This window comes from Microbacterium sp. ISL-103 (genome assembly GCF_018613995.1).
Lineage (GTDB): Bacteria > Actinomycetota > Actinomycetes > Actinomycetales > Microbacteriaceae > Microbacterium.
The window spans coordinates 1-8,934 of record NZ_JAGGPD010000045.1 but is presented as its reverse complement, the minus strand read 5'-3'; the positions used below and the strand labels follow the sequence as shown (position 1 = coordinate 8,934).

7 protein-coding genes are annotated in these 8,934 nt (G+C 67.7%); 2 read left to right on the top strand and 5 right to left on the bottom strand.

The window, feature by feature from the left end; genetic code table 11:
• On the top strand, positions 1–1,782 hold a 1,782-nt coding region (locus J7E68_RS02170), incomplete at its 5' end, for a protein kinase domain-containing protein (RefSeq protein WP_215169451.1).
• Between the two features lie 82 nt (positions 1,783–1,864).
• On the opposite strand, the gene J7E68_RS02165 is transcribed toward J7E68_RS02170, so the two are convergent.
• Both J7E68_RS02165 and J7E68_RS02160 read right to left on the bottom strand, forming a co-directional pair.
• Positions 1,865–3,205, bottom strand: coding sequence for a class II 3-deoxy-7-phosphoheptulonate synthase (locus J7E68_RS02165; protein ID WP_215169449.1), 1,341 nt, complete (start codon positions 3,203–3,205; stop codon positions 1,865–1,867).
• Between the two features lie 37 nt (positions 3,206–3,242).
• The gene (locus J7E68_RS02160; RefSeq protein WP_215169446.1) at positions 3,243–3,941 is read right to left on the bottom strand and encodes a lysophospholipid acyltransferase family protein; all 699 of its coding nucleotides are present in this window, start codon (positions 3,939–3,941) and stop codon (positions 3,243–3,245) included.
• A gap of 151 nt (positions 3,942–4,092) precedes the next feature.
• On the opposite strand from J7E68_RS02160, the gene J7E68_RS02155 reads away from it, so the two are divergent.
• Positions 4,093–5,925 (top strand): long-chain fatty acid--CoA ligase, encoded by a 1,833-nt coding sequence (locus tag J7E68_RS02155; RefSeq protein WP_215169443.1) that lies wholly within the window; start codon positions 4,093–4,095, stop codon positions 5,923–5,925.
• Between the two features lie 63 nt (positions 5,926–5,988).
• Here J7E68_RS02155 and def read toward each other — a convergent pair whose 3' ends face one another.
• The 3 genes from def to J7E68_RS02140 form a co-directional block, all read right to left on the bottom strand.
• Positions 5,989–6,480: a peptide deformylase gene (gene def / locus J7E68_RS02150; protein ID WP_215169441.1), complete on the bottom strand. Its 492-nt coding sequence runs from the start codon at positions 6,478–6,480 to the stop codon at positions 5,989–5,991.
• Complete coding sequence (locus J7E68_RS02145) at positions 6,480–8,372, bottom strand: AAA family ATPase (RefSeq protein ID WP_311416076.1); 1,893 nt, start codon at positions 8,370–8,372, stop codon at positions 6,480–6,482. The genes def and J7E68_RS02145 overlap by 1 nt, the downstream gene beginning before the upstream one ends.
• Positions 8,373–8,438: 66 nt before the next feature.
• Positions 8,439–8,934, bottom strand: a 496-nt coding sequence (locus J7E68_RS02140) for a biotin/lipoyl-containing protein (RefSeq protein WP_215169439.1), incomplete at its 5' end; no start/stop codon positions are given.

Sequence of the window (8,934 nt, the reverse complement as noted above, 5' to 3'; positions counted from 1 at the left end):
GACGATTCGGCATTCCAGAGCCGCTTCATCCAAGAGGCGCGCGCCGCCGCCCGACTGGCCGATCCGCATGTCGTCAACGTGTTCGATCAGGGGCAGGACGGCGAACTCGCCTACCTCGTCATGGAGTACCTGCCCGGCATCACGCTGCGCGAGCTGCTGCGCGAGCAGAAGCGGCTGACGATCCCGCAGACCATCACGATCATGGATGCCGTGCTGGCGGGCCTGGCCGCCGCGCACCGCGCCGGTATCGTCCACCGCGACGTCAAGCCCGAGAACGTGCTGCTGGCCGAGGACGGCCGCATCAAGATCGGCGACTTCGGCCTCGCGCGTGCCACGACCGCGAACACGGCGACAGGTCAGCAACTGCTCGGCACCATCGCCTATCTCGCTCCGGAACTCGTCACCCGCGGCACGGCAGATGCACGCAGCGACATATATGCGCTCGGCATCATGCTCTACGAGATGCTCGTGGGCGAGCAGCCCTACAAAGGCGAGCAGCCCATGCAGATCGCGTTCCAGCACGCGACCGAGTCGGTGCCCCGCCCGAGCGTCCGCAATCCGGGGGTGCCGGAACAGCTCGACGAGCTCGTGCTGTGGGCAACCGAGAAGTCCCCCGACGAGCGCCCCGACGACGCCCAGCAGATGCTCGACCGCCTGCGCGAGATCGAGCGCGGCCTGGGGATCGCTCCCGCGGTCGCCGCCGCCACCGCCTCGCAGCGTTCTCAGGCGGACTCCGCCGACCTCACCAAGGTCATGCCGGGCACCATGGTGATCGCCGATCCTGCGGCCCCGGCCTCCGCTGCCGTGGACAACGCCACGCTGCTGCGCCGCCGCTCGTCGCGGCGTCGCGCGCGGGGTGCGTTCCTGCTGACGCTCGTGCTGCTTCTCGCGACCGTCGCCGGCGGGGTCGGCTGGTGGTTCGGCTCAGGCCCCGGGTCCTTGGTCGCCGTGCCGGGCGTCGCAGGCCAGTCCTACGAGGATGCGGCGGCAGCCCTGACCGCCGAAGGCTTCGTGCCGGTGCGCGGCGAGGAGAATTCGATCGACGTCGCGCGCGACGAGACGATCCGCACCGACCCGGAAGAGGGCGAACGACTCGACAAGGGCACCGAGGTGACCGTCTACATCTCCATCGGACCCTCGTCGCACACTGCGGAGACGCTCAACGGGAAGAGCGAGCAGGAAGCCAGGGACTACCTCTCCGGCATCCAGGTGAATGTCACCGAGGATCCTCTCTTGCTGTTCTCCGACGCCGACGCGGGCAGGGTCATCAACGCCTTCGTCACTCCCCGCGACGGCGGAGACGCCTACTCATGCGCCGAGGGATGCGAACTGCTCGAAGACGACACCGTCGAGCTGTATGTCTCGGCGGGCCCGTTCCCCGACGTCACCGGACTGTCGATCGATCAGGCCACGACGACACTGACCGACAAGCAGCTCGAGGTGTCGGACGAGATCATCTACGACTTCAGCGAATCGCTCGATAAGGACCTCGTGCTCGGCGTCGCCGATCGCGCCACCGAGGGCAACTGGCGCCCTGGCGACACCGTCCAGCTCATCGTGTCGAAGGGGCCCGAGCTCTTCGATGTGCCGGACGTGACGAACCGCACCCTCGTCGAGGCGAAGCAGATCCTGGAAGAGGCGGGCTTCACCGCCGGCTACGCCGCGTGGGGTGACCTCCCCGGGTTCGGCGAGATGGCGCAGGTCACCGCCCAGGACCCCGGATCCGACAAGCAGCTGCCTCGCGGCGGCAAGGTCCAGCTCTCCATCCAGCTCAGCGGCTGATCACCCACCGCTCCCGTCTGCCGGATGAAGAACCGCCCTCCCCGTCATCGGGAAGGGCGGTTTCTCGTGCAGGCGTCGCCGGTCAGCGCTTCTCGAGCTCCTCGGCGACGAGGAATGCCAGTTCGAGCGACTGCATGTGGTTGAGGCGCGGGTCGCACAGGCTCTCGTAGCGCGTCGCCAGGGCGGCCTCGTCGATGTGCTCCGAACCGCCGAGGCACTCGGTGACATCATCTCCGGTGAGCTCGACGTGGATGCCACCGGGGAAAGTGCCCACGGCGCGGTGCGCTTCGAAGAACCCGCGGACCTCATCGACGACGTCGTCGAAGCGACGCGTCTTGTACCCGGTGGGGGTCGTGATCCCGTTGCCGTGCATCGGGTCGGTGACCCACAGCGGCTGGGCTCCGGAGTCGCGCACGGCCTCGAGCAGCGGAGGAAGAGCGTCGCGGATCTTGCCGGCGCCCATGCGCGTGATGAAGGTCAGACGTCCGGGCTCGCGGTTCGGGTCGAGCTTGTCGATCAGTGCGAGCGCCGTCTCCGGCGTCGTGGTCGGTCCGAGCTTGACGCCGATGGGGTTTCGGATCTTCGAGAAGTAGTCGACGTGCGCGCCGTCGAGCTCGCGGGTGCGCTCACCGATCCAGAGGAAGTGCGCCGACGTGTTGAACGGCGTGTCGGTGCGGGAGTCGATGCGCGTCATCGGGCGCTCGTAGTCCATCAGCAGGCCCTCGTGGCCTGTGAAGAACTCCACTCGAGTCAGCTCGTCGAAGTCGGCGCCTGCCGCCTCCATGAACTTGATGGCCCGATCGATCTCTGCGGCCATGCGCTCGTAGCGCTGGTTGGCCGGGTTCTGCGCGAAGCCCTTGTTCCACGAGTGCACCTCGCGGAGGTCGGCGAAGCCACCCTGCGTGAAAGCGCGGATGAGGTTCAGGGTCGACGCCGCGGTGTGGTACCCCTGCAGCAGGCGATCCGGGTCGGGCCGACGGGAGCCTTCGGTGAAGTCATAGCCGTTGACGATGTCACCCCGGTACGCGGGCAGCGTCACATCGCCTCTGGTCTCGGTGTCGCTCGATCGCGGCTTGGCGAACTGACCCGCCATGCGCCCCATCTTCACGACGGGCATCGACGCGCCGTACGTCAGCACGACCGCCATCTGCAGGACCGTCTTGATCCTGTTGCGGATCTGATCGGCCGTCGCCCCGGCGAAGGTCTCTGCGCAGTCGCCACCCTGGAGCAGGAAGGCCTGCCCGGATGCCGCACGTGCGAGACGGTCGCGCAGGTTGTCGACCTCGCCGGCGAACACCAGGGGCGGAAGCGTCGAGATCTGCGCGGAGACCTCGGAGACGCGCCCGGCGTCGTGCCACTGAGGCTGCTGCTTGATCGGGAGCGAACGCCACGCATCAAGCGCGTCGATGTGGTGCTGGAGCATGAGTCCAGCCTAGTGCGCGGCGCGAAGCCGGGATGCCTCAGCGGGGCTGTGTGACACGGGTGGGGAGGCGGTCCTTCACGGCCGATGCGTAGACGTCGTCATACTGCTGCTCTCCCAGTCGCTGGAGTGCGACCATGATCTCGTCTGTGACGGATCGAAGGATGTATCGGTCATTCTCCATGCCCGCGTATCGCGAGAAGTCCAGGGGCTCACCGATCACGATCCCGACGCGCACGACGCGGGGCAGACGCTGCCCGATCGGCATGGCGGTGTCGGTGTCGACCATTATCACCGGGCTGACCGGGACCTTCGCCTCCATCGCCATCCGCGCGATTCCCGTGCGTCCGCGGTACAACCGACCATCGGGGCTGCGCGTGCCCTCCGGGTAGATGCCCAGCAGGTCGCCCCGCCCCAGCACCTGAAGGCCCGTGTTGAGCGAGGCTTCCGACGCTTTGCCGCCGGATCGGTCGATCGGGATCTGGCCGGTCGCCTTCATGAAGAACTTGGTGGCCCAGCCTTTGATCCCGCGACCTGTGAAGTAGTCGCTCTTGGCGAGGAAGGACATCGGACGGTCGATCATCAGCGGGAGGAAGATCGAGTCGGCGAACGAGAGGTGGTTGCTGGCCAGGATCGCAGCGCCGTTCGCGGGGATGTTCGCGCGACCGACCACCCATGGTCGGAAGATCGCCTTCACCACGGGCCCGATAGCGACGTACTTCATCAGCCAGTAGAACATCGAGGTGAAGTCTAGCGCCGCGATCGGCATCCACCGATGCGCAGGATCGTGATGATGCAGTTGGCGACTCAGTGTCACCAATCATGCGACCCGGTGTCATGCTCTAGACTCGTGTGCAACCCAGTGCCCGACCGGTACCGAAGGAGCTGCCGTGGTCCAGTTTGAAGTCCCCGCCGTCGTCCCCGCCGATCCCCGCGCGAACATCGCCGACCTGCTGGTCAAGCGGGTCGAGGCGACGCCGGACCGGCCACTGTTCTCGGTTCCCGACGGCGACGGCTGGCGAGACATCACGGCCGCAGACTTCCAGACCGCCGTCGTCGCTCTGGCCAAGGGCTTCGTGGCCGCCGGCATCCAGCCCGGCGAGAAGGTCGGCTTCCTCGCGCGGACGACCTACCAGTGGACGCTCGTCGACTTCGCGCTGTTCTATGCCGGCGCGGTGATGGTACCGATCTACGAGACGAGCTCGCCGTCGCAGATCCAGTGGATCCTCGAGGACTCCGGCGCGATCGCGGTGATCGTCGAATCGCCCGAGCACCACGCCCGACTCGACGAGGTGCGCGGCGACCTGCCGCTCCTCCGCGAGGTGTGGCAGCTGCACCTCGGCGCGATCGACTCGCTCACCGCCCAGGGCGCGTCCGTCCCGGATGACGAGATCGCGAGGCTGCGCAGCATCGCAGTCGGCTCCGACATCGCGACCCTCATCTACACGTCCGGATCCACCGGCCGCCCCAAGGGATGCGTCCTCACTCACAGCAACTTCGTCGAGCTCTCGCGCAACTCCGCGGTGGCCCTGGATGCCGTCGTGCAGACCCCCGGGTCATCGACTCTGCTGTTCATCACGACCGCGCACGTCTTCGCCCGGTTCATCTCGATCCTGAACATCCACGCCGGTGTGCGCACCGGACACCAGCCCGACACTCGTCAGCTGCTGCCCGCGCTCGGCTCCTTCCAGCCGACCTTCCTCCTCGCCGTGCCGCGGGTCTTCGAGAAGGTGTACAACTCCGCTGAGCAGAAGGCCGAGGCGGGCGGCAAGGGCAAGATCTTCCGCGCCGCCGCCGACGTCGCCATCCAGCACTCGAAGCTCGTCGAAGAGGGCAAGAGCGTTCCGTTCGGAACCCGGCTCAAGTTCGCGCTGTTCAACAAGCTCGTCTACAGCAAGCTGCGGGAGGCGATGGGAGGCAACGTCGTCTACGCCGTGTCGGGCTCTGCTCCCCTCGGCGCTCGCCTCGGGCATTTCTTCCACAGCCTCGGCGTCGTGATCCTGGAGGGCTACGGCCTGACCGAGACCACTGCACCCGCCACCGTGAACCTCGCCGACAAGTCGAAGATCGGAACGGTCGGACCGGCCCTGCCCGGGGTGGGCGTGCGGCTCGCAGACGACGGCGAGATCGAGGTGCGCGGCATCAACGTCTTCCGGGAGTACTGGAACAATCCCGAGGCCACAACCGAGGCGTTCAGAGACGGCGGATGGTTCCGCACCGGAGACATCGGCAACTTCGACTCCGAAGGCTTCCTGACCATCACCGGCCGCAAGAAGGAGATCATCGTGACGGCCGGAGGCAAGAACGTCGCCCCCGCCGCTCTCGAGGACCCGATCCGCGCGAACCCGATCATCGGGCAGGTCGTGGTGGTCGGAGACCAGCGTCCGTTCATCTCGGCGCTCATCACCCTCGACCCCGAGATGCTGCCGACGTGGCTCGCCAACGCGGGGTTGCCCAAGGACATGTCGCTGACCGAAGCCTCCGCGAACGACGCCGTGCGGGCCGAGATCCAGAAGGCCGTCGACGTGGCGAACGCCCGCGTCTCGCGGGCGGAGTCCATCCGCAAGTTCACGGTGCTCGACAGCGAATGGACCGAGGCGTCCGGGCACCTGACCCCGAAGCTCTCGATCAAGCGCAACGTGATCATGAGCGACTTCGCCGACGAGATCGCCGCGATCTACGACGAGCCGGTCACCACGACCAACGTCGCCATCGGCGGCTGAAAAGCGCCTCGACAGAGATGAACGGCCCCGCGGATCGCGGGGCCCTTCATCGTGCCTTCGGTCTCAGAACCAGGCGCTCTCCCGCACCTCTCGCATCGCCCGCTTGCGCGTCTCGGCGTCGAGGCGGGTGAGATAGAGCTTCCCGTCGAGATGATCGGTCTCGTGCTGCAACGCCTGTGCGAGCAGCCCCTCGCCCTCGAGGATCACGGGCTCTCCCTCGAGGTCGATCCCCTCGACCCGCGCCCAGGGATGACGGAGGGCGTCGTGCCACAGGCCGGGCACCGAGAGACAGCCCTCCCCCGTCGGCACCGGCTCACCTCGCACCTCCGTCAACACCGGGTTGAGCACGTAGCCGATGTCGCCGTCGATGTTGTAGCTGAACGCTCGAAGCGCGACGCCGATCTGCGGCGCTGCGACACCGGCGCGCCCCGGTACCTCGACGGTGTCGATCAGATCGGCCACCAGAGCACGCACGCCGTCGTCGATGTCGCCGATCGGTGCGCAGACCGTGCGCAGCACGGGGTCGCCGAAGACCCGGATCTCACGTACTGACATCAGGCGCCCTTCGCCCGCAGGCCCTCGACGAGCAGTGCGGCGAGCTCGCGTGCAGCCACGCGGGTCTCGGGCTGGAGGTTGGCGAACACGATCGTTCCTCCGCCGGCGATCTGCGCGTCGTACGGCATCCGCACCACATGCTTCGCCCGCGTGCGGAAGTGCGTCTCGAGCTCGGTCAGTCGCACGAGCGGTGCTCCGGGAGTCGACTGGTTGAGGACGACCACGGCCTCGCGCGCCTGCTCGGCATATCCGTTGCTCTCCAGCCAGGTGAGCGTCTCGGACGCCAGGCGCGCCTCATCGACGCTGAGACCTGAGACGATCACGATCTGGTCGGCGAGATCGAGCGTCGCGGACATGACCGAGTGCACGATGCCCGTTCCCGTGTCGGTGAGCACCAGCGAGTAGTAGTGCGCCGCGACACCGGCGACGTCGCGGTAGTCGTCGTCGCTGAAGGCATCGGCGATCCGCGGGTCGGAATCTGAGGCGAGCACGTCGAGGCGTGTCGCGTCGCGGGCGACGATCGCCGAGATGTCGTGGTACCCCTTCACCTGGTCGTGGATGCGCACCAGATCGCGCACCGACTTGTTGTGGTGCGGTCGCACGACGCGCTCGGCGAGCGTTCCGCGGTCGGGGTTCGCATCGACGGCGATCACCCGGTCATCGCGAGCATCCGCCAGTGCCATGCCCAGCAGAGCGGTGATCGTCGTCTTTCCCACGCCTCCCTTGCGCGAGAGCACGGGAACGAAGCGCGCACCGCCCACGATCGGCGCGGCGATCCTGGCGCTCAACGCCTTGCGTTCGCGCGCGCGTCGCCCGTCGCCGATGTTGATGCGACGACCGGAGATCGTGTACAGGAAGTGGCTCCACGCCCCTTCCGGCTCGGGCTTGGTCTGCCGTTGCGGGTCCAGGAGTCGATCTTCGGTCAGCAGGTCGGCGCTCTCGCGCGACGAATCGCCGAGATCGTCGAGTCGCTTCGCTGAAAGCTGCACGTCGGCGCGGCCGGAGCGCGTGACCTTCCTCGCGACGGACTTCTCGTTCGGTGTCTCCACTGCCGGACTCTCCTTCTGGGCGAGCGATGCTGCGGCTGCTGATCTGCGAGGGGTGCGTGCGCCGTCGATATCGGCCCGCGCCTTCGCGATGAACGCGGCAGCGGCCTCGGCCTCGGCGGTGTCGTCATGGGTGGGCGCCGGATCGGCGCGCACGGCGGCACGTTCGACGCGAGGCGCCTCCTGCTGGGCCGCGACCGCGGTGCGGGTCTGCGCCGCGGGCGCAGGTGTGGGTGTGGGTGCCGATTCCGGCGCCGGCGCGGGCTCAGGCTCAGGCTCGATCTCCTGCTCCGGCTCGGCCTCCGCTACCGGCTCACGCTCGATCTCCTGCTCCGGCTCGATCTCGAGTTCCGGCTCGACCTCCGGCTCGGCGTCCGGCTCCGACTCGACATCAGGCTCGAGCTCTGCGACGGGCTCCGGCTCGATCTCCGGCTCGAGCTCTGCGACAGGATCCGGCTCGATCTCCGGCTCGGGTGCGAGATCCGGCTCAGGCTGCTCGGCGGGATCCGGCTTCCCGTCCGACTCGGCCGGCTCCGTCGGCTCGGCCGGCAACTCGATGATCATCGGCGCCGCACCGAGTGCGGGCTGTGTGATCGATTGTGCGGCGCTGGTCTCCGCCGCGGCCTTCGCTGCGGCGACGGGCTCGTCGATGACCAGGTCGGCCATGACTTCACCGTCGACGATGCCGTCGTCGGCGAGGTCGTCGTCCTCGTCCTGGGGCAGCACGACGCTCACCTGGGCGGTGTTGCCCAGGATGCCGATGCCCGAGGTGTCCAGGGAAGCGGCGTCGTCGAGCACCCCCCTGGATTCCTCATCCGGCGGTTCAGCCACGTTCTTCGGGGTCACGTTGTCACTCCAAGCTTGTGCGGGCCTCGGGTGCGCTGCGTCGAGCGCGGCCTCGCCCGCCCAAGATTAGTGCGCCGGGCGGATGACGACCAAAAGATCTCCGGCTTCGACCTGCTGGGTCGCCCCGATCGCGAGGCGTTCGACCACGCCGTCGACGGGAGCGGTGATGGCGGCTTCCATCTTCATCGCCTCGATGGAGGCGACAGGCTCACCGGCCCGCACCGAGTCACCGACCTCGGCCTTGAGCGTCACCACACCCGAGAAGGGCGCAGCCACCTGACCTGGCACGGAGGTGTCCGCCTTCTCGACCTCATGGACATCGACCGCGACCGACCTGTCTCTCACGAACACCGGTCGCAGCTGACCGTTGAGGGTGGTCATGACGGTGCGCACGCCCTTCTCGTCCGCATCGCCGATCGCTTCCAAGCCCACGTAGAGCTGAACACCCCGGTCGATCTCGACGAGATGCTCCTGCCCCTGAACGAGCCCGAAGAGATAGTCGCTGGTGTCGAGAACCGAGAGATCCCCGAACCGTTCGCGCACCTCGGTGAACTCCCCCGTC